23 protein-coding genes are annotated in these 21,494 nt (G+C 64.8%); 15 read left to right on the top strand and 8 right to left on the bottom strand.

The features are described from left to right. Nucleotides 1–21: 21 nt before the first annotated feature. The 11 genes from tatB to egtD all read left to right on the top strand — a co-directional run bounded on the left by tatB (nucleotide 22) and on the right by egtD (nucleotide 10,253). The gene (gene tatB / locus JDO7802_RS14850) at nucleotides 22–447 is read left to right on the top strand and encodes a Sec-independent protein translocase protein TatB (RefSeq protein WP_055086724.1); all 426 of its coding nucleotides are present in this window, start codon (nucleotides 22–24) and stop codon (nucleotides 445–447) included. Further along, nucleotides 444–1,355 (top strand): twin-arginine translocase subunit TatC, encoded by a 912-nt coding sequence (gene tatC, locus JDO7802_RS14845; RefSeq protein ID WP_055086723.1) that lies wholly within the window; start codon nucleotides 444–446, stop codon nucleotides 1,353–1,355. Before tatB ends, tatC begins: the two co-directional genes overlap by 4 nt. Further along, nucleotides 1,352–2,194: an ATP-binding protein gene (locus tag JDO7802_RS14840; protein WP_083481189.1), complete on the top strand. Its 843-nt coding sequence runs from the start codon at nucleotides 1,352–1,354 to the stop codon at nucleotides 2,192–2,194. Before tatC ends, JDO7802_RS14840 begins: the two co-directional genes overlap by 4 nt. A gap of 122 nt (nucleotides 2,195–2,316) precedes the next feature. Continuing rightward, entirely contained in the window at nucleotides 2,317–3,507 is a 1,191-nt protein-coding gene (locus tag JDO7802_RS14835; protein ID WP_055086722.1) for an ABC transporter substrate-binding protein, read from the top strand. A gap of 97 nt (nucleotides 3,508–3,604) precedes the next feature. Continuing rightward, nucleotides 3,605–4,411: an ABC transporter ATP-binding protein gene (locus JDO7802_RS14830; RefSeq protein ID WP_055086721.1), complete on the top strand. Its 807-nt coding sequence runs from the start codon at nucleotides 3,605–3,607 to the stop codon at nucleotides 4,409–4,411. After that, on the top strand, nucleotides 4,408–5,232 hold the full coding sequence (locus JDO7802_RS14825) for an ABC transporter ATP-binding protein (protein WP_083481188.1): 825 nt from the start codon (nucleotides 4,408–4,410) through the stop codon (nucleotides 5,230–5,232). The genes JDO7802_RS14830 and JDO7802_RS14825 overlap by 4 nt, the downstream gene beginning before the upstream one ends. Nucleotides 5,233–5,234: 2 nt before the next feature. Then, nucleotides 5,235–5,660, top strand: a complete 426-nt coding sequence (locus JDO7802_RS18430) for a hypothetical protein (RefSeq protein WP_055086720.1) — start codon at nucleotides 5,235–5,237, stop codon at nucleotides 5,658–5,660. Continuing rightward, entirely contained in the window at nucleotides 5,660–6,670 is a 1,011-nt protein-coding gene (locus JDO7802_RS14815; protein WP_055086719.1) for a branched-chain amino acid ABC transporter permease, read from the top strand. Before JDO7802_RS18430 ends, JDO7802_RS14815 begins: the two co-directional genes overlap by 1 nt. Next, complete coding sequence (locus JDO7802_RS14810) at nucleotides 6,667–7,968, top strand: branched-chain amino acid ABC transporter permease (RefSeq protein WP_055086718.1); 1,302 nt, start codon at nucleotides 6,667–6,669, stop codon at nucleotides 7,966–7,968. Before JDO7802_RS14815 ends, JDO7802_RS14810 begins: the two co-directional genes overlap by 4 nt. 93 nt (nucleotides 7,969–8,061) lie before the next feature. Continuing rightward, nucleotides 8,062–9,315, top strand: a complete 1,254-nt coding sequence (gene egtB / locus JDO7802_RS14805) for an ergothioneine biosynthesis protein EgtB (RefSeq protein ID WP_055086717.1) — start codon at nucleotides 8,062–8,064, stop codon at nucleotides 9,313–9,315. After that, the gene (gene egtD, locus JDO7802_RS14800) at nucleotides 9,312–10,253 is read left to right on the top strand and encodes an L-histidine N(alpha)-methyltransferase (protein WP_055086716.1); all 942 of its coding nucleotides are present in this window, start codon (nucleotides 9,312–9,314) and stop codon (nucleotides 10,251–10,253) included. Before egtB ends, egtD begins: the two co-directional genes overlap by 4 nt. On the opposite strand, the gene JDO7802_RS14795 is transcribed toward egtD, so the two are convergent. The 6 genes from JDO7802_RS14795 to JDO7802_RS14770 all read right to left on the bottom strand — a co-directional run bounded on the left by JDO7802_RS14795 (nucleotide 10,245) and on the right by JDO7802_RS14770 (nucleotide 16,560). After that, nucleotides 10,245–10,790 carry a GIY-YIG nuclease family protein gene (locus JDO7802_RS14795; RefSeq protein ID WP_055086715.1) on the bottom strand — a complete coding sequence of 182 codons (546 nt, stop codon included), beginning with the start codon at nucleotides 10,788–10,790 and terminating at the stop codon, nucleotides 10,245–10,247. The genes egtD and JDO7802_RS14795 overlap by 9 nt on opposite strands. Then, nucleotides 10,787–11,935, bottom strand: a complete 1,149-nt coding sequence (locus tag JDO7802_RS14790; protein WP_055086714.1) for a DNA cytosine methyltransferase — start codon at nucleotides 11,933–11,935, stop codon at nucleotides 10,787–10,789. The genes JDO7802_RS14795 and JDO7802_RS14790 overlap by 4 nt, the downstream gene beginning before the upstream one ends. 39 nt (nucleotides 11,936–11,974) lie before the next feature. After that, complete coding sequence (gene ispG / locus JDO7802_RS14785) at nucleotides 11,975–13,105, bottom strand: flavodoxin-dependent (E)-4-hydroxy-3-methylbut-2-enyl-diphosphate synthase (RefSeq protein WP_055086713.1); 1,131 nt, start codon at nucleotides 13,103–13,105, stop codon at nucleotides 11,975–11,977. An 82-nt stretch (nucleotides 13,106–13,187) separates the two neighbouring features. Beyond that, the gene (locus tag JDO7802_RS14780; RefSeq protein WP_144430630.1) at nucleotides 13,188–14,441 is read right to left on the bottom strand and encodes a helix-turn-helix domain-containing protein; all 1,254 of its coding nucleotides are present in this window, start codon (nucleotides 14,439–14,441) and stop codon (nucleotides 13,188–13,190) included. Between the two features lie 207 nt (nucleotides 14,442–14,648). Next, on the bottom strand, nucleotides 14,649–15,890 hold the full coding sequence (gene hemA, locus JDO7802_RS14775) for a 5-aminolevulinate synthase (RefSeq protein WP_222836409.1): 1,242 nt from the start codon (nucleotides 15,888–15,890) through the stop codon (nucleotides 14,649–14,651). A gap of 115 nt (nucleotides 15,891–16,005) precedes the next feature. Next, complete coding sequence (locus JDO7802_RS14770; protein WP_055086711.1) at nucleotides 16,006–16,560, bottom strand: hypothetical protein; 555 nt, start codon at nucleotides 16,558–16,560, stop codon at nucleotides 16,006–16,008. Nucleotides 16,561–16,669: 109 nt separating this feature from the next. Between JDO7802_RS14770 and JDO7802_RS14765 the strand changes: the two genes are divergently transcribed. Continuing rightward, nucleotides 16,670–18,049, top strand: coding sequence for a M20/M25/M40 family metallo-hydrolase (locus JDO7802_RS14765; RefSeq protein ID WP_055086710.1), 1,380 nt, complete (start codon nucleotides 16,670–16,672; stop codon nucleotides 18,047–18,049). Here the strand turns inward: JDO7802_RS14765 and JDO7802_RS14760 are convergent. Both JDO7802_RS14760 and purD read right to left on the bottom strand, forming a co-directional pair. After that, complete coding sequence (locus JDO7802_RS14760; RefSeq protein ID WP_438501644.1) at nucleotides 18,046–18,399, bottom strand: DoxX family protein; 354 nt, start codon at nucleotides 18,397–18,399, stop codon at nucleotides 18,046–18,048. The genes JDO7802_RS14765 and JDO7802_RS14760 overlap by 4 nt on opposite strands. Beyond that, nucleotides 18,396–19,655 carry a phosphoribosylamine--glycine ligase gene (purD, locus tag JDO7802_RS14755; RefSeq protein ID WP_055086708.1) on the bottom strand — a complete coding sequence of 420 codons (1,260 nt, stop codon included), beginning with the start codon at nucleotides 19,653–19,655 and terminating at the stop codon, nucleotides 18,396–18,398. The genes JDO7802_RS14760 and purD overlap by 4 nt, the downstream gene beginning before the upstream one ends. Before the next feature lie 70 nt (nucleotides 19,656–19,725). Between purD and JDO7802_RS14750 the strand changes: the two genes are divergently transcribed. The 3 genes from JDO7802_RS14750 to xseA all read left to right on the top strand — a co-directional run. Continuing rightward, nucleotides 19,726–20,244, top strand: a complete 519-nt coding sequence (locus JDO7802_RS14750) for a glycine-rich domain-containing protein (protein WP_055086707.1) — start codon at nucleotides 19,726–19,728, stop codon at nucleotides 20,242–20,244. 233 nt (nucleotides 20,245–20,477) lie between these two features. Next, nucleotides 20,478–20,681, top strand: coding sequence for a hypothetical protein (locus JDO7802_RS14745; RefSeq protein ID WP_055086706.1), 204 nt, complete (start codon nucleotides 20,478–20,480; stop codon nucleotides 20,679–20,681). A 36-nt stretch (nucleotides 20,682–20,717) separates the two neighbouring features. Then, the coding region (xseA, locus tag JDO7802_RS14740; RefSeq protein WP_083481187.1) for an exodeoxyribonuclease VII large subunit at nucleotides 20,718–21,494 on the top strand (777 nt) is incomplete at its 3' end.

The raw sequence follows: 21,494 nt of genomic DNA, 5'->3' as shown, positions 1-21,494 counted from the left end.
GCACGATCGGGGGCGTAGCCCATGTTCGATATCGGAATGAGCGAAATGCTCGTCGTCGGCGTCGTCGCGCTGATCGTGGTGGGGCCCAAGGACCTGCCGCGCATGTTCCGCACGCTGGGTGAATTCACCGGCAAGGCGCGCAAGATGGCGCGCGAGTTCCAGACCGCGATGAACGATGCCGCCAACGACAGCGGCGTGAACGACATCGCGGGCGACCTGCGCAAGATGGCCGACCCCAAGCAGTACGGCATGGACAAGATCAAGGAAGCCACGTCGGAGTTGTCGGCCTGGTCGCCCGACGGGCCGGACGCGAAGCCCGCGCCCAAGACCGGAGATGCGGCCCGCGCCGCCGAAGCGGCGGAATTGTCCGGAGAGCCGGAGCTTCTGCCCGACCCCGGCGCGCCCGAACCGGACCCGAAGCCCGCCAAGACGGACGAGAGCGCATGAGCGACGTCGACGACAGCAGCGCCCCCCTGATCGAGCATCTGGCCGAATTGCGGACACGCCTGATCCGGGCCGTGGCCGGGTTCCTGATCGGCATGGTCCTGTGTTTTACCGTCGGCGAGCAGATCCTGGAATTCCTGCTGCGTCCGATCGAAGCGACGATGCGCGCGCTCGGCGATCCTGATCCGCAGATGATCTATACTGCGCCGCAGGAATATTTCTTTACCCTGATCCGTGTGTCGGTCGTGGGCGGGCTTATCATCTCTTTCCCGGTCATCGCGCATCAGCTTTGGCGCTTCGTCGCGCCGGGGCTCTACAAGAACGAGAAGAACGCGTTTCTGCCATTCCTTGTCGCGTCGCCGGTTTTGTTCACATTGGGCGCGGCGTTTGCACATTTCGTCGTCGTGCCGCTGGCGATGCAGTTCTTCCTGGGTTTTGCGGACGTGCAGCAGGTCATCGTCGGTGCCATTCCCGACACGGTGCCCGACGGCGTCGTCATCGTGGAGCCGACGATACCGGTCGCCCCCGTGGACGGCGGGATCAGCATCACATTCGCCGGCAAGGTCAACGAATCCCTCGACATCACGCTCAAGATGATCGTGGCGTTCGGCCTTTGCTTCCAGCTGCCGGTTTTGCTGACGCTGATGGGCAAGGCGGGTCTGGTCTCGGCGGCGGGTCTGGCGGGCGTGCGAAAATACGCGGTCGTGGGCATCCTGCTTCTGGCCGCGCTGGTGACGCCGCCGGACGTGATCACGCAGGTCATCCTCTTCGTGGTCGTGTTCGGACTTTACGAAATTTCGATCTGGCTGGTTCGCTGGGTCGAACGCGCCCGCGAAAAGCAGTTGAAGGCCGACGGTCTTTGGGACGAGGAAATCCACGGGGCAAGGGCCACGGACGAGGACAAGCCTTGAGCGACGCGCCCCTGCTGCAGGTGGCCGAGCGCATCGCGCAGGCGCTGGAGCGGCTGGCCCCCGCGCCGCTGGCCGCGCCCGACTGGACGGCGAGCGCCTATGTCTGGGACACGTCGCCTGACCGGCTGGTGCCCGTCCCGCACCCCAACCGCATCCCCTTGAACCTGTTGCTGGGCATTGATCGCGCGCGCGACACGCTGCTGGAAAACACGCAGCGTTTCGCCGATGGATTTTCGGCGAACAATGCCCTGCTTTGGGGTGCGCGCGGAACGGGAAAATCGAGCTTGGTCAAGGCCGTGCACGGCGAACTTGAAGCGACTGGCCTCAAGCTGGTCGAACTTCAGCGCGAGGATATTCAGACCGTCGGCACATTGTTGGCCGTGCTGCGCGATGCGCCACATCGGTTTATCCTGTATTGTGACGACCTGAGCTTCGGGCATGACGACGCCGCCTATAAATCGCTCAAGGCCGTTCTTGACGGCGGGATCGAGGGGCGGCCCGACAACGTCCTTTTCTATGCCACGTCGAACCGGCGCCACCTGATGCCGCGCGACATGATCGAGAATGAACGCGGCAATGCGATCAACCCCGCCGAGGCGGTGGAGGAAAAGGTCAGCCTGTCGGATCGCTTTGGCCTGTGGCTGGGCTTTCATCCGCAGGATCAGGATGCCTATCTGGCGATCATCCGGGGATATTGCGATGCCTTCGGGGTCAGCATTTCCGACGACGACCTGCGCGCCCAGGCGATCGAATGGCAGGCCACGCGCGGGTCGCGGTCGGGCCGTGTCGCATGGCAATTCTTTACCGATCTGGCCGGGCGACAGGGTATTTCTCTGTAAAGGCACCGATTGGCCGCGTTTAAATTTTAACACCTGCCGAATTGGACGCTTTCATCCCGGCGGCACGTTGCATAATCTCCCGCATCAAGGCTCATAAAGAGTCGGATACATGGGAGATTATTATGAAAAAGTTTCTGCTGGCGTCTGCCGCAACGCTTGCCGCCACCGGTGCGTTCGCCGACGCGCACTCGCCCGTCAAGCTGGGCGTCGTGTTGGGCTTCACCGGCCCGCTGGAAAGCCTTGCCCCGGCCATGGCCGCGGGTGCCGAGATGGCGATGGCCGAAGTGACCGAGAGCGGTCTGCTGTTGGACGGCGTCACCGTCGAGCCCGTGCGCGCCGACTCCACCTGTATCGATGCGGCCGCGGCCACGTCGGCGACCGAACGCCTGATCACCGGTGACGGCGTTGCCGGCATCGTCGGGGCCGACTGCTCCGGCGTGACGGGGGCCATGCTGTCGAACGTCGCGGTGCCCAACGGCGTTGTGATGATCTCGCCCTCGGCTACGTCGCCCGGTCTGTCGACCGCCGAAGACAACGGCCTGTTCTTCCGCACCGCCCCGTCGGATGCGCGCCAGGGCGTCATCATGACCGAAATCCTGATGGACAAGGGCATCGAGAGCGTCGCGCTGACCTACACCAACAACGACTATGGCAAGGGTCTGGCCGACGCGTTCCAGACCGCCTTCGAGGAAGCCGGTGGCGAAGTCACCATTTCGGCCGCCCACGAAGACGGCAAGGCCGACTATTCGGCCGAAGTCGGTGCGCTGGCCGCCGCCGGTGGTGACCGCCTGGTCGTTGCGGGTTATGTCGACCAGGGTGGATCGGGCATCGTGCGCTCCGCCATCGACTCGGGCGCGTTCGATACGTTCCACTTCCCCGACGGCATGATCAGCGCGGCCCTGACCGATAACTTCGGCTCCGGAATCGACGGATCGACGGGTCAGAACCCCGGCACCGACAGCCCCGGCGCGCAACTCTATCAGGAAATGGCATCGGCCGCCGACTATGACGGCACCTCGCCCTTCTCGGCCGAGGCCTATGACGCCGCGGCCCTGATCATGCTTGCGATGGCCAAGGCCGGCTCGTCCGACCCTGCCGAGTACAAGGACGCCGTTATGGACGTCGCCAACGCACCGGGCGAGGAAATCCTGCCGGGTGAGCTGGGCAAGGCGCTTCAGATCCTCGCCGACGGTGGCGAGATCGATTACGTCGGCGCATCGGCTGTCGAATTGATCGGACCGGGCGAAAGCGCCGGCAACTACCGTGAAGTCAGCTTTGCCGAGGGCGAGCTGGTGGTCGAAGGCTACCGCTAAGGCGCGGCCAGACGGACAAAGACGGCCCCGGTTTTCCGGGGCCGTTTTCGCAAACGGGACACCGGACAAATTCGGGACCGACGACAGGGGAAAACGCATGATCGAGGTCCATGACCTTCATCGCCATTTCGGCGGCTTTCGCGCCGTAGACGGCGCATCCATGAAGATCGAACCGAAATCGATCACCGGATTGATCGGCCCGAACGGGGCCGGCAAGACGACCCTGTTCAACGTGATCGCCGGTGTCCTGCCGCCCACATCTGGGCGGGTGACGATGCTGGGCGATGGCGGGGCCAGCGATGATATCACGGGCCTGCCGCCGCATGAATTGTTCCACCGCGGGCTGCTGCGGACCTTTCAGATCGCCCATGAATTTCATTCGATGACCTGTCAGGAAAACCTGATGATGGTGCCCGGCGCGCAATCGGGCGAGACGCTGTGGAACACATGGTTCGGCCGCAAGCGCATTGCCGACGAGGAACGCGCCCTGCGGGCCAAGGCCGACGAGGTGTTGGAGTTTCTCACGGTTAGCCACCTGCGCGATCAACGCGCGGGTCAGATTTCCGGCGGGCAGAAGAAGTTGCTGGAACTGGGGCGCACGATGATGGTCGACGCCAAGATCGTCTTTCTGGACGAGGTGGGCGCTGGCGTGAACCGGACGCTTCTGAATACGATCGGCGACGCGATCATCCGGCTCAACAAGGAACGCGACTACACGTTCGTCGTGATCGAGCACGACATGGATTTCATCGGCAAGATCAGCGACCACGTCATCTGCATGGCCGAGGGCAAGGTCCTGGCCGAAGGATCGCTGGCCCAGATCAAGGCCAACGAACAGGTGATCGAGGCCTATCTGGGCACCGGGCTGAAGAACAAGGATCAGCTGGCGGAGACCGGGGCATGACGAACGCGTATCAGGACGACCGCGGCAACAAGGACGCGTCGATCACCAAACGCGGCACACCGTCGACGATGTCGCCCGGCACCGCCACCGGGGAGCGTAGCCACACGCAGGACGCCTTCCTAATCGGGGACAGCATGACCGGCGGTTACGGGCAGGGCCCGGATATCCTGCACGATTGTACCATCGCCGTGAATCCGGGCGAGATTGCCGTGATCGTCGGGCCGAACGGCGCGGGCAAGTCGACGGGCATGAAGGCCGTGTTCGGCATGCTGAACCTGCGCAAGGGCGCGGTGCGGCTGGATGGGGAGGACATCACCGCGCTGTCCCCACAGGACCGGGTGGTCAAGGGCATGGGCTTCGTGCCGCAGACGTCGAACATCTTCGGGTCGATGACGGTGCAGGAAAACCTGGAAATGGGCGCGTTCATCCGTACCGACGACAAGATCGTCGAGACGATGGAGCAGATTTTCGAGCTGTTTCCCATCTTGGGCGACAAGCGTCGGCAGGCCGCCGGAGAGCTTTCTGGTGGGCAGCGTCAGCAGGTGGCCGTGGGGCGCGCGTTGATGACGAAACCCAAGGTCCTGATGCTGGACGAGCCGACCGCCGGGGTCTCGCCCATCGTGATGGATGAGCTGTTCGACCGGATCATCGAAGTGTCGCGCACGGGCATCCCCATCCTGATGGTGGAACAGAACGCCCGTCAGGCGCTGGAGATCGCGGACAGGGGATATGTGCTGGTACAGGGCCGCAACGCGCACACCGGCACGGGCAAGGAACTGCTGGCGGACGACGACGTCCGACGCAGTTTCTTGGGGGGCTGAGGATGCGCGGCATTTGGTCTATTCTCCTGGTTTCGTTCGTCTTGGCGTCGAGTCTTCCCTCGTTTGGTGCGGATAGAACCTACATTTGTGTTGCCAGCGACATGTGCCATTCGGGAATTGGGTGCGAAGAGACTCCCCATGTCGAAGAAGGCGTCGTGATAGACAAAGACCGAAAGACACCGGTGGTGAGCCCGATCGATCCCGAACACTACGACGAGTCTCATCTGTATCGATTGCAGATGCCGTCGGATCCAATTCTCGCTGTAGGCGTAAAGGAGAGTGTATCGCTCGCCGGACCTGCCACGTTCACGATCTTTCAAAACCTTCAATACCTTCGGATGATCCCGGTCATCATCGACGACGGTGCCGGAAATGACCTCGCACATGGCATCGTCATTCGCGGGACGTGCCAGGAGATGACAAGCTGATGGAACCCCTAAACGCCCTCGTGGCCTTCGCCAATTTCGTCCTCGTCCCCGCCACCGCATACGGCGCGCAGCTGGCGCTCGGCGCGCTTGGCGTGACGCTGATCTACGGCATCCTGCGCTTTTCCAACTTCGCCCATGGCGACACGATGGCCTTCGGGACCATGGCCGTCATCATGACGACCTGGGGGTTCCAGGCCCTCGGGATCAGCTTCGGGCCGTTGCCGACCGCGCTTCTGGCGCTGCCGGTCGGTATTGTGGCCTGCGCGCTGCTGGTGCTGGGGACAGACAAGCTCGTCTATAAGTTCTACCGCACGAAAAAGGCCGTGCCCGTCACCTTCGTGATCGCGTCGCTGGGCGTGATGTTCGTGATGAACGGTCTGGTTCGCTTCATCATCGGGCCCGACGATCAACTGTTCTCGGACGGAGAGCGGTTCATCATCACCGCGCGCGATTTCAAGACGTTGAGCGGTCTGGACGAAGGTCTGGCGATCAAGACGACGCAGGCGATCACGGTCGTCGTGGCAATCATCGTCGTTGCGATCCTGTTCTGGTTTCTCAACAAGACGCGGACGGGCAAGTCGATGCGCGCCTATTCCGACAACGAAGATCTGGCGCTGCTGTCGGGCATCAACCCCGAACGGGTGGTGATGTACACTTGGCTGATGGTGGCCGCGCTGGCGACCATTGCCGGCACGCTCTACGGTCTCGACAAATCGTTCAAGCCTTTCACCTATTTCCAGCTTCTGCTGCCGATCTTCGCGGCCGCCATCGTGGGCGGCCTGGGCAGTCCGGTGGGGGCCATCGCGGGTGGCTTCGTCATCGCGTTTGCCGAAGTGACGATCACCTATCCGCTCAAGAAGGTGCTGGGCTATGCCCTGCCCGAAAGCCTTGAGCCCGATGGCTTGGTGCAGCTTTTGTCCACCGACTACAAATTCGCGGTCAGCTTCGTAATCTTGATCATCGTGCTGCTGTTCCGGCCCACGGGTCTTTTCAAGGGGAAATCGGTATGACCTCCCAGACACCGCGCGCCATCGCGCTGTTCGGTCTCGTCGCGCTCCTGTTCCTCGGGACCGGGTTCTTCCAGTCGTGGAACGTGGCGCTGACGATCTTCAACATGGGCCTCATCTCCGCGATCATGGCGCTTGGGGTGAATATGCAATGGGGCTACGCCGGTCTGTTCAACGTCGGCGTCATGGGGTTCGTCGCCTTGGGCGGCCTGGGCGCGGTCCTGGTGTCGATGCCACCCAACGCCGAGGCCGCGTCGGCGGGCGGCCTGCGCATCGCCATCGGTCTGGTGCTGGGGGCCGCGACGGTGGTCGCGGCCATCCTGGCCTATACTCGGGTGCCCCGGTTCGGCGGCTGGATCGTGCTGGCGATCCTGCTGGTCGGATTTATCGTCTTCCGTTCGGTTCTGGACCCCGGCGTCGAAGCGGTGGAGGCGGTGGACCCCGCCAGCGCGGGCAACATTGGCGGCCTTGGCCTGCCGGTTCTTGTCGCCTGGCCGATCGGCGGTCTGCTGGCGGCGGGTGTTGCCTGGATCGTGGGCAAGACGGCCTTGGGCCTGCGGTCGGACTATCTGGCCATCGCCACGCTCGGCATTGCCGAGATCGTGATCGCGGTCATGAAGAACGAAGATTGGATGGCCCGCGGCGTCAAGAACGTCATCGGCCTGCCGCGCCCCGTCCCCTATGAGATCGACCTTCAGGTTGCGCCCTGGTTCGTCGAACTGGCGACGGAGTTCGGGGCCGATCCCGTCACCGCCTCCACCATCTTCGTCAAGCTGGCCTATGCCGGTCTGTTCGCCGTCGTTCTGCTGCTGCTGATCTGGCTGACGCAGGCGGCGCTGGCCTCGCCCTGGGGCCGGATGATGCGCGCGATCCGCGACAACGAAGTCGCGGCCGAGGCGATGGGCAAGGACGTCACCGCGCGCCACCTTCAGATCTTCGTCCTGGGGTCGGCGGTCGTGGGGCTGGCGGGTGCGATGATGACCACGCTCGATGGGCAGCTGACGCCCGGAACCTATCAACCCCTGCGCTATACCTTCCTGATCTGGGTGATGGTGATCGTGGGCGGGTCGGGCAACAACTGGGGCAGCGTCCTGGGCGGGTTCCTGATCTGGTGGCTTTGGGTTCAGGTGGAGCCGTTGGGCGCCCTGCTGATGAACGGCATCACCGCCGGCATGGCGGACGGCAGTTGGCTCAAGGGGCACCTTCTGGATTCGGTGGCGCATATGCGGCTGCTGACGATGGGGATCATCCTTCTGCTGGTCCTGCGCTTCTCGCCGCGCGGTCTCCTGCCAGAACGGTGAGCGGAACTTTGCCCTCTGTCACGGATCATTGACGGGACGGGGGGCAAAAATCGGCTAGGCTGGGGGTCACGTCGATTCCGCGAAGGCCAGCCCATGATCCGATCCGTTCCACGATCCCTTGCTCCGAACGCCGCCCTTGGTCTTTTCGCGCGCACGCGCGCACGGACCGACGCGCTGGCCGCACCGCTGCGCCCCGAAGATCAGATGCTTCAGTCGATGGAGGATGCCTCTCCGGTGAAATGGCATCTTGCCCATACGACCTGGTTCTATGAGGAGTTCATCCTGAAGCCCCGGATGCCCGGCTACGTCAGCCCCGATGACCGTTTCGCGTTTCTGTTCAACAGCTACTATACCCAGGCCGGGCCGCGTCACGCGCGCGACCGCCGCGGCCTGGTCAGTCGCCCCGATTGCACCGAAGTGGCCGATTACCGCGCCCATGTGGATGACGCGATGGATGCGCTGCTGTCGTCGGGCCGCGATGATGCCGACGATATCGCCGGTCTGGTCGAACTGGGCTGTCACCATGAAATGCAGCATCAGGAACTGCTGGTGACCGACCTGTTGCATGGGCTTTCGTTCAACCCGCTTCTGCCTGCATACCGCGACCCCGAACCCCTGCCGGTCACGACCGAGGTGCCGGTCAGCTTTGCCCGTCACGAGGGCGGAACGAAGCGGATCGGCCACGACGGGAAGGGGTTCGCCTACGATTGCGAACAGCCGCGCCACAAGGTTTTCGTCGCCCCCTTCGAAATGGCAAACCGTCCCGTGACCAACCGCGATTGGATCGCGTTCATGGAGGATGGCGGGTACACCGGCGCCCGCCATTGGTTCATGGAAGGCCATGCCGTCGCCAGCCGGGACGGGTGGCAGCATCCGCTCTACTGGTGGGCGCAGGATGGCGAATGGTGGACGTTCACCCTGCGCGGGGCGCAGCCCGTCGCGCTGGATGCGCCGGTCGTTCACGTCAGCTATTACGAAGCCGATGCCTATGCCCGGTGGGCCGGCGCGCGCCTGCCGACCGAGGCCGAGCATGAAATCGCGTTTCGCGACCACGCCATCGACGGCAATTTCCTGGACGACGGAAAATTGCGCCCGATGCCGGGGTCGGCGGTCTGGGGCGATGTCTGGGAATGGACATCGTCGCCCTTCGTTCCCTATCCCGGCTTTCGCCCGCCCGAGGGACCTTTGGGCGAATACAACGGCAAGTTCATGGTCAACCAGATGGTCCTGCGCGGCGGGTCCTGCGCCACCGCCCGCGACCAGATGCGGCCCACCTATCGGACCTTCTTCTATCCCCATCAACGCTGGCAAATGATGGGGCTTCGCTTGGCCCGGGACGCAACGTGAAGGACCTTGCCGCGAACGCGGATCTTCTGGCCGATGCCATCGCAGGCCTGACCGCGCCGCAAAAGTCGCTGCCGCCGAAATGGTTCTACGACCGGCGCGGATCCGACCTGTTCGAGCAGATTACCGGCCTGCCCGAATACTATCCCACCCGGACCGAAGCCGCGATCCTGCGCGATCACGCCGATCACCTGGCGGGCGTCGTGCCGCCGGGCGGCGCACTGGTCGAGCTGGGGTCGGGGGCCAGCGTCAAGACACGCCGCTTGCTGACTGCCGGGGGGCATTTCGGGGCCTACGTGCCGATCGACATTTCGGAAGAATTCCTGATGGCGACCGCCGCCGACCTGTGCCTACGCTATCCCCGGCTGTCCATCCGACCCGTCGTGGCAGATTTCACCGGCCCGGTGGACTTGCCGCTAGATGTGATCACAACTGCGAAAGTCGCGTTCTTCCCCGGATCCACCATTGGCAACCTGGACCCGGCGGAAGCCGTTGCCCTGCTGTCGCGTGTGCGGAACTGGCCCGGAGTCGAGGGCTTCATCCTCGGCGTCGATCTGGTGAAGCCGGTGGGGCAGTTGATCGCCGCCTACGATGATTCGGCGGGCGTGACGTCGGAGTTCAATCTCAATATTCTCAGTCGGTTGAACAACGAAGTTCATGCAGATTTCGATGTCGACGCCTTCCGGCACGACGTCCGATGGCACGATGACCCGGCCCGGATCGAAATGCACCTCGTGTCGTCCAAGGCCCAGACCGTGACGCTTGGCGATCACGTGATCACATTCGCCAAGGGCGAGAGTATCCATACCGAAAGCTGTCGGAAATACACGGCCGATACCTTGGCGGACCTGGCCCTGAAATCGGGCTGGACCCTGGCGGAGACTTTGATGGACGCGGATGCCCGTTTTGCCGTCGCGGTGCTGCGCCCGGCCTCAGGTTAGGAACATCTGATGATAGCGGACCAGCCGTGAAAAATGCGCGTCGAGCGATTTTCGCAGATGCGGCGCGTTCTTCACCGTCAGGATATAGTCCACCAACCGGTCGTATTGCGCGATCTGACGGGTCAATCGCCGGTCTGGCGCAAGGCGCAGCAAACGCTCGGCTTCGGGGATGACCTGCACTGTCTGATCGGGGTCGGGCGGGGCGGGCGGGTCGAACATATCCGACAGTCCCGCCCCATTCATCAACGGCAGGATCGCGTCGAAATGGGCAAAGACCCGGCGTTCCATCGCCGTGATCGCATCCGTGCCGGTTACCTTCCACGCGCGCACGAAAGCAACCTCCCAGACGTCGATTTGCCGGTTCGCGATCACGTCCGACCGGGCCGACGTCAGATGGCGCCGGACACGGCTGCGGATGCCGTCGGTCGACTGGCCGACATAGATCGGCTGCCCGTCCAGATCGCAAAGCGCATAGACGCCCGTGGCATCGGTCAGCCCGGCCACGGCGGTTTTGCGAAACGCCTGATCGCCGCTCATGCGCGGACCTGTGCGCGGGCCATGACGGGTTGGAACAACGTCTCGTCCAGGTATTGCACGACCGGAACCACCACGCCGTCGCCCGCCACCTTGTAAGCGGCATTGTAATTGCGCGGCATACGGTAGCTGTCGGGCAGGCCCATCAGGCGCGCCGCCTCCCTCGTCGACAAAAGGCGCGCGCGCAGCTTGCCCCCTTCGATCAGCAGAAGCGTCTGGCGCGACGACCCCCCGGCGGGCGTGCGCAGGCACCCCGCGATGCCGTCGAACCGCACCTCCGCCCGTTGGCGCACCACGCCGCTTGGGCCGGGCCGTCCACGTCGGTACAAGGTGCCGACCTGTACGCCTCCCGCCGCCCGGGCCGTTTGCAGGCGCGACAGGCTGGGCGGCGACATCATTGCCGTCAGGTTGCGCCGGGTCTGCGCATCGAACCACGGTGTATCGGGCGCGGCGTCGATCATCTGTGCCAGCGTCGGGCCAAGGTTCGTTGGTGCGGCGTGCCGCCACCAATGCCAGGTCTTGCGGATGCGCGCGGGCGCGCGGGCGACGAAGTCTGTCAGGCGGCGGGTGTGGTACGGGCCGTCGGGGCCGGCGGCGGTCAGGTCGGCCATGTCCAGATCGGCGCGCACCGCGATCACAAAAAGGCGCGGGCGGCTTTGCGGCACGAAATCGCGGGCGTCGATCTCCAGCCCGCCAACGCGGTAGCCCAGATCGGACAGCGCGGTAACGACGGCGGCGAAATCGCGACCTCCGTTGCGCGTGACCAGCCCCATGACGTTTTCGAACGCGATGATCGCGGGCGCGTGCCCATCGGCAAGCGTGGCGCGGATCTTGGCGATCCAGGTCAGGAACACGCCACTGCGTTGACCGCCAAGGCCGCTGCCGTTCCCCGCAAGCGAGAAATCCTGACAGGGGGAGGACGCCCAGTAGAGGTCGATCGGCTGACGCAGGCGCATCTCGTCCAGATCGGCGATATCGCCCTGGATCAGGTGGTCGTCGCCCCAATTGTCGGCGTAGACGGCGCATTTCATCGGGTCGATGTCGTTGGCCAGGGCACAGTCCCAGCGTCCCGAAAGGGCGGCGCGCACCATACCGCCGCCGGCGAAGAACTCGGCGTATCGGGGCGGGTGATCGGTGTCGCGGGGCATGGGTCTGGATAGGGCGGGGGGCCGCGCCTGTCGAGACGGCTATTCCGCCGCGGTCGCCGCTTCGGCGTCGATCACCGCGGCACGCGCCTCGACCTGTTCGACGATGTGATCGACCATCTGATCGTTCGACAGCTTGTGGCTCTGCTTGCCGGCCAGATAGACCATGCCCGACCCGTTGCCGCCGCCGGTGAAGCCCACGTCGGTCATCAACGCCTCGCCCGGTCCGTTGACGACGCAGCCGATGATGGACAGCGACATCGGGGTCTTGATGTGTTCCAGGCGGCGTTCCAGCTTCTCGACCGTCTTGATCACGTCGAACCCCTGTCGCGCGCACGACGGGCAGGAGATGATGTTGACGCCCCGGTGCCGCAGGCCCAGCGATTTAAGGATCTCGTATCCGACCTTCACCTCTTCGACCGGATCGGCAGACAGCGACACGCGGATGGTGTCGCCGATACCGGCCCAGAGCAGATTACCAAGGCCGATGGCAGATTTGATGGTGCCTGATGTCAGCCCCCCGGCTTCGGTGATTCCCAGATGGATTGGTGCATCCGTCTGTTCGGCAAGCCCCTGATAGGCGGCGGCGGCCATGAAGACGTCGGACGCCTTGCACGAAATCTTGAACTCGTGGAAGTCGTTGTCCTGCAGGATGCGGATGTGGTCCATCCCACTTTCTATCATCGCGTCGGGGCAAGGTTCGCCGTATTTGTCGAGCAGGTGTTTTTCGAGGCTGCCCGCGTTCACGCCGATCCGGATGGAGCAATTATGGTCGCGCGCCGCCTGAATGACATCGCGCACGCGGTCAGCCGACCCGATGTTGCCGGGGTTGATGCGCAGACAGGCGGCCCCCGCTTCGGCCGCTTCGATCCCGCGTTTGTAGTGGAAATGGATGTCGGCGACGATGGGCACCGGGCTTTCGCGCACGATGTCCTTCAACGCCTTGGAACTGGCTTCGTCGGGCACCGATATGCGCACGATGTCCGCGCCCGCGTCGGCGGCGGCCTGCACCTGCGCGATCGTGCCGGCGACATCGGTGGTCAGCGTATTCGTCATCGTCTGGACGGTGATCGGGGCGTCGCCGCCCACCGGCACATTGCCGACCATGATCTGACGCGATGTGCGGCGGTCGATCTGACGCCACGGACGGATGGAGTGGAGGGTGTCGTGCATCGCCTGAACCTCGGGGTGACCGATATGGTTTACAGCTAAGGTGGGCGGGCAGGGCGCGCAACCGCGCACCCTGCGGAATGCGTCATTCGGCCGGTGCGTCGTCCAGCGGACCGTCGGCGGCGGGCACGGCCAGTTCCGCCACGACCCGGGCCAGATCGGTGTCTTCGGTCAGGTCGGCGACGGCGAAATTTTCAGTCACGTCAGCGGCGGTGATCGTCGCGTTCGCAACCTGCGGGCCGGGGGCGACGGGGCCATAGGTCTGGCCGGCGACCGACATGTAGATCGCGCCGGAATTGCCCGTGCGCAGCGTTGCAGGCGCTTCGGCCACGGGCACTTCGTAAGTCTCGCCCGGTTCCAGCACTTTTTCGAACAGGGTATCGCCGTCGGCACTGCGAACGCGGACCCAGGCGGATCGTACGGCCACCAGAACCACCGCATCGGGCGCTTCGGCCAGAACGCGGGGCGTCGCCGGCGCGATGGCGGGATCGGACGCCGGGGCGTCGCCGCCCAGCGCTTCGGCCAGCGCGGTGTTGACCGAAGCGTTGATCGCATCGGGATTGGCGTCCGGCCCGGACAGGCCCGACGGTTCTGCCGACGCCAGCGCGCCAAAGCGGCCGGGCGTGATGGTGGAAATCGGTGCATCGCGCGCGGTCAGGATCGGCGCGTCCAGGGCCTGAGGGCGGTACAAGCGGGCCAGCGCGTCAGGCGACGGGGCAGACACGCCGGTGGAATCCGGGGCCGACAGCTGCGGCGCGTTCGGGGCCAGCGGGTCAAGCTCCGCAACCAGTTCGGGGGCCTGTTCGACCGGGGCCACCTGCACGCGCTGAATTTCCTGCACGACGGTCCAACCGCCGTATCCCAGACCTGCAATCAACGCGGCCAGCACGGCGAGGGAGCCCAGGGCCCCCGGCTCGAACCCGGCGAAGACTGGCGTCGCCTTATTGGCGAAAGGATTACCCGCACCCAGGATCGGATCGACGGCGAAATTCGGTTGAGCGGATTTGGCACCCGCCCCGAAGGCGCGAGCCTTGGGCAGTGGTTTGTCGAAAATGGCCCGCCGGCGCGACACTTCCGATTCCATCGGCTTGAGGGCCTGAAAGCCGCCGAAGCCCGATTCTTCGCAAAAGCGAGCGAAGACGATTTCGGGATCCATGCCGAGATAGCGGGCGTAACTGCGCACGTATCCGGCCACGAACGACAGAGAATCGAATGCCGACAGGTCTGCATTTTCGATCGCTGCAATATAACTGGCCTTGATGCGCAATTCGCGCTGCACATCCATGAGCGATTTGCCCTGCGTGGCGCGTTCGCCCCGCATTTCGTCGCCCAGACGCATTTCGTAGGAGTCGTAACCTCGCGTCGGGTTCTCGACTTTCGATAGGAATTTAGACTTCCGGCCGAACATGATGGGCCTGCCCCGTAATTGTGGACGCGCCTCTTTAATGTGCGCGTTTCCGCCTATGATTTTAGAAGGCGACTCCCCATCGCTTTCATACTGCTTGGCATAACCTAGCAGGATTTCGCTCACAATGCGAGAGAAGGTTCACCCGGCCGCCTGGGCACGATTCAGCGCACAGTGGGACCAGAGGTCGTCCATCGCGTGCACCAATGCATCGATCATGGGCGGTGTGTGAACCGGCGACGGCGTAAACCGCAGCCGTTCGGTCCCGCGCGGCACCGTTGGAAAATTGATGGGCTGCACATAAACGCCGTGGTCCGACAGCAGCCGGTCCGAAATCATCTTGCATTTTACCGGGTCGCCGACGTGAACGGGCACGATATGGCTGCCGTGGTCGATGATCGGCAAGCCCAGGCCGCGCAGGCGCAGTTTCAGGACCGCCGCACGCTCCTGATGCAGATCGCGCAGGCCCTGATCCGTTTTCAGGTGCCGAACCGATGCGGCGGCACCGGCGGCGATCGATGGGGGCAGAGAGGTCGTGAAGATAAAACCGGGCGCATAGGACCGGACGGCGTCGCACATCCGCGCGGAGGCAGCAATGTAGCCACCCATCACGCCGTATGCCTTGGCCAACGTCCCGTTGATGATGTCGATGCGGTGCATCAGGCCGTCGCGTTCTGCCACGCCGGCACCGCGCGGCCCATACATGCCGACGGCATGAACCTCGTCGATGTAGGTCAGCGCGTTGAACTCTTCGGCCAGGTCGCAGATTTCGGCGATGGGGCCAAAATCGCCGTCCATCGAATAGATCGATTCGAAGGCGATCAGCTTGGGCGTCGCGGGGTCATCGGCGGCCAGCAATTCGCGCAGGTGGGCTACATCGTTGTGGCGAAACACCCGTTTGGCCCCGCCGTTGCGGCGTACACCTTCGATCATGGACGCGTGGTTGAGCGCGTCTGAATAGATGATCAGGCCGGGAAACAGCTTGGGCAGAGTGCTCAGCGTGGCGTCGTTGGCGATATAGGCGGAGGTGAAGACCAGCGCGGCCTGCTTGCCGTGCAGATCCGCCAACTCCGCTTCCAATGCCTTGTGATAGACCGTCGTGCCGGAAATGTTGCGCGTCCCGCCCGATCCGGCCCCGGTCGCGTCCAGAGCCTCGTGCATCGCGGTCAGGACGGATGAATGCTGCCCCATCCCCAGATAGTCGTTGCCGCACCAGACGGTGATGTCCTGCTCGATCCCGTCTTCGCGGGTCCAGACCGCATGGGGGAACTGCCCGCGCCGACGCTCGATATCGATGAACGTGCGGTAACGACCTTCATCGTGAAGCGCGGCCAGTGCCGAATCCAGTTTCAGGTCATAGTTCAGCCCGGTCGCGTCTTGCATCATCGTCTCTTGTTCCTTCGGGCCATCTGACGTTTGCAAGGGCTCGGATCCTTGGCGTTGCCGAGGACTTAGTGCCCGATCTGGAATAAATCCAGAATACAGATTGTCGCAAAGCTCACCTGCCGACGGCGACCGCACAGTCGCGCGCGCCCGCGGCCGCGCAGGTCGCCACCGCGGCCTGTTCGCCGTTGCCGATTCCCCAGCCGCCGGTCGACGGGCTGATGGCCAGGGCCGCGTCGGTGCCGGCACGCGTGAAATCGCGGCCCGTCACGACCTTCGATGCGTCCTGGTTCAGCGTCAGCGCACGCCCGGCTTCGTATCGGCGGGGCAGGATTTCGGCGATCACGACGCAGCCCGATCCACACCCAGACAACGCGGCGGCCCGCGCCTGGTCGATGGAATGGAAGTTGAAGGCCCCGCGCGTCCGCTCGGCCTGAATGCCTTCGTCGGGATGCGCAGCCATCGCGCCGTAGTACTTGAGCTGCGCCACTTCGGGCAGGGCCTGCAAGGTGGTGACGTCGGCGTCGGACATGAAGCCATGGCGCAATACCGCGACCTGCGCGCCACGGGTATCGAAGAGCAGGCGCTTGGCCGCGTCCTGATCGGGGACGGTCTGTGCGGCGGCGGGCAGGGTCAGCGTCGTCAGGGCGAGAAGGGCGGTGCGGATCATATCGTCTCTCGAAAGTTGTGTCGCGGTGCGCAATGTCTAGCCCGGCGGGCCGCCTCTGGACACCCCCGGACGGTCGGCGCACCGTGCTCCAAAACCGCCGGAGGCCCAGATGACCGACCCGATTCCCGCCATCCTGACCCGTATCGACGCCGACCAGCCCCGCGCGCTGGAGCGTCTGATGGAGCTTTTGCGCATCCCTTCGGTATCGACCGATCCGGCCCATGCCGACGATTGCGACACGGCCGCCGACTGGCTGGTGGCGGAGCTGACGCATCTGGGGTTCGACGCCAGCAAGCGCGAGACGCCGGGCCATCCGATGGTCGTCGCACACGGCGGAACGGGGTCGCGGCACGTGCTGTTCTACGGCCACTACGACGTGCAGCCCGTCGATCCCGTCGCGTTGTGGAACCGCGATCCATTCGATCCGGCAATCGAACAGACACCGCGCGGGCCGGTGATCCGGGGGCGCGGGGCGTCCGACGACAAGGGGCAGCTGATGACCTTCCTGGAGGCCTGCCGCCACTGGAAGGACGAAACGGGCGATCTGCCCTGCCGCGTCACCATCCTGTTCGAAGGAGAGGAAGAATCGGGCTCGCCGTCGCTCGTCCCGTTCCTTACGGCCAACCGGGAGGAATTGACGGCGGAAATTGCGTTGATCTGCGATTCCGGGCTGTTCGACGACCGGGTTCCGGCCATCATCACCACCCTGCGCGGTCTGTTGGGGGAGGAGCTTACGATCAAGGGCCCCGACCGCGACCTGCATTCGGGCATCTATGGCGGACCCGCGATCAACCCGGCGCGCGTGCTGACGCGCATCCTGGGTAATATGCACAACGATCAGGGCCGGATCACGATCCCCGGGTTCTATCACGGCGTCGGGGAGCCGCCGAGCCAAGTGAAGGCCAGTTGGAAGAACCTGGATTTTTCGACCGAGGCGTTTCTGGGCGAAGTGGGTCTGTCCCATCCCGCCGGCGAAACGGGACGCACGGGGCTGGAGATGCTGTGGTCGCGCCCCACTGCCGAAATCAACGGCATCACGTCGGGCTACACCGGCGACGGGTTCAAGACCGTCCTGCCGTCCGAAGCATCGGCCAAGATCAGTTTCCGTCTGGTCGGCGGGCAAGACCCCGACCGCCTGCGCGAAGCGTTTCGCGACTGGGTCATCGCGCAGTTGCCGCCCGACTGCCATGTGTCGTTCCGCGAACATGGCGCGGCACCGGCGTCGGCAATGGCGACGGACAGCCCGATCTTCGCGGCCACCCAGCTGGCCCTGACCGAAGAATGGGGGGCCGAGGCGGCCTATGTCGGGGCGGGCGGGTCGATCCCGATCGCCGGATACTTTCAGACCATCCTGGGTATGGAGGCACTTTTGACCGGCTTCGCCAAGGATGACGACGCCATCCATTCCCCGAATGAGAAATACGACGTGGAAAGCTTCCACAAAGGCGTGCGGTCCTGGGCGCGCATCCTTGGCCGGATCGCGGGTTAGGATCGCTTGGCGGCAACGGCGAGGGCCAAGCATCCGCCGGCAATCGCCCAGTTCTTGACGAAGATCGTCATTTGCCACGGGTCGTCGGGGATCAGGTGGAAGACCGACGTGGCCGCACAATAGGCCGCAAGGCTGAGCGCGACCGGCGTCACCCGCCACCCCGCGAACAAGGCCAGCGCCGCGGCGGCGTCATAGAGCAATGCTGGCCAGACCAATGCGCCGGGCAAACCGACCCCGCGCAGCAGGTCGACTGCCGGTTCAGGGTCTACGGTCTTCTGTATCGCACCGCTCAGGAACAACATCCCGATCAGGACGCGCGCCGCGATCAGGGCCGCTCGGTCCCAGGTCACGGCAGGGCGCGCCATCCGATGTCGCGACGACAAAAGCCGTCGTCCCAGCCGACCGCATCGACCATCGCATAGGCCCGGTCGCGCGCTTCGCCCAACCCTTCGCCCCGCGTCGTGACGCCCAGAACGCGCCCGCCGCTGGCGACGGTTTTGCCATCCCGCACGGCGGTCCCCGCGTGAAACACCATGTTGCGACTGTCGCGGGGCAGGGCGTCCAGACCGGTGATCGCCGTGCCTTTGGCATAGGCCCCGGGATAGCCCTGTGCGGCCATCACGACGCACAGCGCGTGATCGTCGGCCCAGTGCACCTTGGCGTTCGCCAGCCGTCCTTGCGCACAAGCCAGCATCAGATCCAGGATCTGACCGCCCAGCCGCATCATCAGGCACTGGCATTCTGGATCGCCGAAGCGGACGTTGTATTCCACCAGCGACGGCGCGCCGTCGTCGATCATCAGCCCGACGAACAGAACGCCGCGCATCGGCGTGCCGCGCCGGGTCATTTCGGCCATGGTCGGGCGGACGATTTCGTCCAGCGCGCGCGCCTCCACCGCCGCCGTCATCACCGGGGCGGGGGAATAGGCCCCCATGCCGCCGGTGTTGGGGCCGGTGTCGCCGTCGCCCACGCGTTTGTGGTCCTGCGCGGTGCCGATGGGCAGCACGGTGTCGCCGTCCACCAGACAGAAGAACGACGCCTCCTCTCCGCGCAGGAAATCTTCGATGACGACCTCCGCCTTGCCGTGGACGCCGGTGAAGATGTCGGCCAGCGCGCCCTCGGCCTCCTGCACCGTGGCGGCCACGGTGACGCCCTTTCCAGCGGCCAGACCGTCGGCCTTGATGACGATGGGCAGGGGACGGTCGGCCAGATAGGCGCGCGCGGCGTCCAGATCGTCGAACCGGCCATAGGCTGCCGTCGGCGCGCCAACGGCATCGCAGATCTCCTTGGTAAATGCCTTGGATGCCTCCAGCAGCGCCGCCTGCGCCGATGGCCCGAAGACGGCGATGCCTGCGGCGGCCAATGCGTCGGACACGCCCGCGGCCAGCGGGGCCTCGGGCCCGACGATGACGAAGTCGATGCTTTCCTCGTCCGCGAAGGATGTCACGGCGGCCCCGTCCAGGATGTCGAGGTCCGCACATTCCGCGATATCGGCGATGCCTGCGTTGCCCGGTGCCACGATCAGGCGGTCGCATTTGGGGTTCTGCAACACGGCCCAGGCCAGCGCATGTTCCCGTCCGCCGCCGCCCAGGATCAGGATGTTCATATCGCGTCCCCATTTCTGCCGCAGGGGCGGTTTAGGGTCGGAGCGATACAAGGACAAGCGGGACGCACCGATGCCACTCTCCAATCCCGGATTATGGGCTGCCATTCAGGCGCATCAGCCGGTCACGCGCGACCGAACGCTTGGACAGGCGCTGTGCCGGGCCTTTGACGTGCGCGCGCGAACGGCGGAAGATGCGATCGTCGAATATCGTCGCTTTCTCTATCTCGGGCAGGTGGCGGACATTGGCGTGGTTGCACCACGCAGTGTTCGGGCCGTTCAACGCATCCATGCCGAGGAAGGCCCTCGGGATCATGCCGATCTGCTGTCATTGCTGCCCCGACCTTCCACGGCGCAGGACGCCGGACGCCGCCGGGATCGGACGGCCTTCGATGAGACGAAGATGCTGTACCGCGCGGAATTCGGATTTGCGCCGCCGCATCGGCTCTGGCCGGAGACTGGCCTTGGGGTACTGCCTCTGATCCTTGGCGTGGCGGGTTTCGGATTGGCGGGCGCGTGGTTTCTGGCGGCTGGTATTTCGATCGAACCGCTTGTCATGGCAGGGCTTGGATCGGTGTTGCTTCTGAAATGAGTCCTGACCTTGTGTCGCCGGTTTCGACGTCCGTCCCTTGTCGCCCCCGAAGACAGCCGGACCCAGCATCGGGGCTACCGCCCGCCGAGCCGCCTCTACGGCGGCGGTCACGGTGGGATGGGGGAGAGCGGATATCAGGGCGGCTCCTTCGACTGCGACGCTGGTGGCGGCGACTGACGGAACCGCCACGGCCGCCACCCCGTTTGTCCGCATCACCTGCAGACGAGGACGTGATGAAATACTACGTGAATACCGAAGCCAAAGAGAGCGGGACGCATGTCGTCCACGCCGAATCCTGTCAGTTCCTGCCGGGCGAGGACAAGCGCAAGGCATTGGGCGACGCCGCCAAATGCGAGACCGCGCTGGACCGCGCGCGCGACGAATACTCGAACGTCGACGGCTGCGGCACCTGTTGTTCGGACTGCAGCGGCAACTGACTGGCGGCACCATCGCGCCCGCGCTAGACCGGGCGCATGGATGACCTGATCGACGAACCCGCCGCCCCCCGCCGCAACGAGGCGGAATACACCGTGTCCGAGATTTCGGGCGCGGTGAAACGCACGCTGGAAGACAGTTTCGGGCGAATTCGCGTGAAGGGAGAGATCGGGCGCATCTTCCGCGCGCGGTCCGGGCATCTCTACTATGATATCAAGGACGACCGGAACGTTCTGGCCTGCACCACCTGGAAGGGTCAGATCGCGCAGCTTTCCGTCGCGCCCGAGGAGGGGATGGAGGTCATCGTCACCGGCAAACTGTCCGGTTTCGGGGCGCAGTCGAAATACAACCTGAACGTCGATGCGATGGAGGTTGCGGGGGCGGGCGCGCTGATGGCGATGCTGGAAAAGCGCCGCACAGCCCTGGCGGCCGAGGGCCTGTTCGAGCCGGGTCGCAAGAAGCCCCTGCCGTTCCTGCCGCAGGTGATCGGCGTGATCACGTCGCCGCAGGGCGCGGTGATCCGCGACATCCTGCACCGCTTGCGCGACCGGTTCCCCAGCAAGGTCCTGATCTGGCCCGTCGCGGTGCAGGGCAAGGCCTGCGCGCCCGAGGTGGCCAATGCGATCCGCGGCTTCAACGCACTGGATGTCGGCGGGGCCATACCCCGCCCCGATCTTCTGATCGTCGCGCGCGGTGGCGGGTCGATCGAGGATCTGTGGGGCTTCAACGAAGAAATCGTCGTACGGGCCGCCGCCGACAGCGAAATTCCCCTGATCTCCGCCGTGGGCCATGAAACCGATACGACGCTGATCGAC

It is taken from the genome of Jannaschia donghaensis (assembly GCF_001403795.1).
Lineage (GTDB): Bacteria > Pseudomonadota > Alphaproteobacteria > Rhodobacterales > Rhodobacteraceae > Jannaschia > Jannaschia donghaensis.
The sequence above is the reverse complement of the archived record's forward strand: the minus strand, read 5'-3'. Positions and strand labels throughout refer to the sequence as shown.

What these genes read in the sequence shown, in the direction of transcription:
- tatB (WP_055086724.1), top strand. Translation starts at nt 22, where the DNA reads ATGTTCGATATCGGAATGAGCGAAATGCTCGTCGTCGGCGTCGTCGCG.
- tatC (WP_055086723.1), top strand. Translation starts at nt 444, where the DNA reads ATGAGCGACGTCGACGACAGCAGCGCCCCCCTGATCGAGCATCTGGCC.
- JDO7802_RS14835 (WP_055086722.1), top strand. Translation starts at nt 2,317, where the DNA reads ATGAAAAAGTTTCTGCTGGCGTCTGCCGCAACGCTTGCCGCCACCGGT.
- JDO7802_RS14830 (WP_055086721.1), top strand. Translation starts at nt 3,605, where the DNA reads ATGATCGAGGTCCATGACCTTCATCGCCATTTCGGCGGCTTTCGCGCC.
- JDO7802_RS14825 (WP_083481188.1), top strand. Translation starts at nt 4,408, where the DNA reads ATGACGAACGCGTATCAGGACGACCGCGGCAACAAGGACGCGTCGATC.
- JDO7802_RS18430 (WP_055086720.1), top strand. Translation starts at nt 5,235, where the DNA reads ATGCGCGGCATTTGGTCTATTCTCCTGGTTTCGTTCGTCTTGGCGTCG.
- JDO7802_RS14815 (WP_055086719.1), top strand. Translation starts at nt 5,660, where the DNA reads ATGGAACCCCTAAACGCCCTCGTGGCCTTCGCCAATTTCGTCCTCGTC.
- JDO7802_RS14810 (WP_055086718.1), top strand. Translation starts at nt 6,667, where the DNA reads ATGACCTCCCAGACACCGCGCGCCATCGCGCTGTTCGGTCTCGTCGCG.
- egtB (WP_055086717.1), top strand. Translation starts at nt 8,062, where the DNA reads ATGATCCGATCCGTTCCACGATCCCTTGCTCCGAACGCCGCCCTTGGT.
- JDO7802_RS14795 (WP_055086715.1), bottom strand. Translation starts at nt 10,790, where the DNA reads ATGAGCGGCGATCAGGCGTTTCGCAAAACCGCCGTGGCCGGGCTGACC.
- JDO7802_RS14790 (WP_055086714.1), bottom strand. Translation starts at nt 11,935, where the DNA reads ATGCCCCGCGACACCGATCACCCGCCCCGATACGCCGAGTTCTTCGCC.
- ispG (WP_055086713.1), bottom strand. Translation starts at nt 13,105, where the DNA reads ATGCACGACACCCTCCACTCCATCCGTCCGTGGCGTCAGATCGACCGC.
- JDO7802_RS14780 (WP_144430630.1), bottom strand. Translation starts at nt 14,441, where the DNA reads ATGCGTCTGGGCGACGAAATGCGGGGCGAACGCGCCACGCAGGGCAAA.
- hemA (WP_222836409.1), bottom strand. Translation starts at nt 15,890, where the DNA reads ATGCAAGACGCGACCGGGCTGAACTATGACCTGAAACTGGATTCGGCA.
- JDO7802_RS14770 (WP_055086711.1), bottom strand. Translation starts at nt 16,560, where the DNA reads ATGATCCGCACCGCCCTTCTCGCCCTGACGACGCTGACCCTGCCCGCC.
- JDO7802_RS14765 (WP_055086710.1), top strand. Translation starts at nt 16,670, where the DNA reads ATGACCGACCCGATTCCCGCCATCCTGACCCGTATCGACGCCGACCAG.
- purD (WP_055086708.1), bottom strand. Translation starts at nt 19,655, where the DNA reads ATGAACATCCTGATCCTGGGCGGCGGCGGACGGGAACATGCGCTGGCC.
- JDO7802_RS14750 (WP_055086707.1), top strand. Translation starts at nt 19,726, where the DNA reads ATGCCACTCTCCAATCCCGGATTATGGGCTGCCATTCAGGCGCATCAG.
- JDO7802_RS14745 (WP_055086706.1), top strand. Translation starts at nt 20,478, where the DNA reads ATGAAATACTACGTGAATACCGAAGCCAAAGAGAGCGGGACGCATGTC.